This is a genomic window from Paenirhodobacter enshiensis, from assembly GCF_000740785.1.
Taxonomy (GTDB): Bacteria; Pseudomonadota; Alphaproteobacteria; order Rhodobacterales; family Rhodobacteraceae; genus Rhodobacter; species Rhodobacter enshiensis.
In genome coordinates, this window is record NZ_JFZB01000082.1 from 1 (window position 1) to 1,189 (window position 1,189).

The following is a 1,189-nucleotide window of genomic DNA, read 5'->3' on the forward strand; positions in this document are numbered from 1 at the left end:
GGGGGCTTCGGAACAGCCGCTGCGGCAGCCGTCGCAGGAACAGCGCGGCGACATCATCGAGATGCTGGTAACCTGCTACGACCGCAAGGCGAAGCGCTACACCGGCGCCGAGACCGACAAGACGGTCGCCGACACCATCGGCGGGGGCTGCCTGCCGGGCTGGGTCGCCGAGATCCGCGAGCGCGACTTCGGCCCCTCGGGCGGCAATGAAGAGATCAAGGCCCTCCGCACCGAGATCGCCGCGCTGAGCGCCCGGCTCGACCGGGTCTGCGCCGCGGTCGGCCCGCGGGCGCGGTAGGGAGGGGACGCCATGGCAGCCTTGCCGAACCTGACGGTGGTGGGCGGCGAAAGCGGCCTGCCGCTCTACCCGATCCCCACCGGGCTGAAGCTGGAGCGGCATTTCTTCATGCAGTTCCGGCACCGCGACTGGATGAAGTCCGAGTTCCGCAACCTCGCCTCGCGCGAGGTGCGGGCGGTGGCGATCGATCTGTTCTGCGTCGCTTACGATGAAGACCCGGCCGGCACGCTGCCGGCGAATGAAGAGCTGATCGCGCGGCTGGTCGACGTGCCGCTCGACGACTGGCGGGGGCTGTGCTCGCGTTCGATCGGCCCGCTCGACGGCTGGCAGAAGTGCCGCACCGACACCGGCGCGCTGCGGCTGTTCCACCCGGCCGTGCTGGAGATGGTGACAGAGGCCTCGAAGGCGCGGCGCGACCACATCGAACGCAAGGCGGCGGATCGCGAGCGCAAGCGTCTGGAGGCGCTGCCCGATCAGATGCGGCGCGCCGGGGCGTCGAGCCGGATGGCGGAAGACACCGACCTGATCGTGCGGCTCGACGAATATCTGCTCGAACACTTCCCGCCGCCGACGCAGCGCCGTCCGCAGATCGTGCGCCAGGCGCTGGAAGAGATGGACACGGCGGGCCGTTCGGCCGGTCTGTAATTCCTTCCACATTCCTTCCAACGGAAGGAACTGGAATTCCGGCGGAAGGAAACCGGAAGGAACTGGAAGGAAAACGGAAGGAAATCGGAGCGAAACCGAGGGGTTTCGGGGGGTATGGCGCGGCAAGCGCCTTTTTTCGGGGCCGGTTCGCTCCGTGCTGAAAGGAAAGAGAAAGAGAAAGAGAAAGAAGAGGGAAGACCGCCCGGCGGGGGCACGGAAGACGACGGTGGATGGCTGAGAAAAGGG

The 1,189-nt window shown here is 67.5% G+C and carries 1 protein-coding gene and 1 pseudogene; both read left to right on the forward strand.

The annotated features are described in order from the left end of the window. A pseudogene (locus CG50_RS17150) lies at nucleotides 1–298 on the forward strand (hypothetical protein); the annotation flags it as partial. A 12-nt stretch (nucleotides 299–310) separates the two neighbouring features. After that, a complete protein-coding gene (locus CG50_RS15980) occupies nucleotides 311–943 on the forward strand; it encodes a hypothetical protein (protein ID WP_036640647.1) in 633 nt (210 codons plus the stop codon). The last annotated feature ends 246 nt before the right edge of the window (nucleotides 944–1,189 follow it).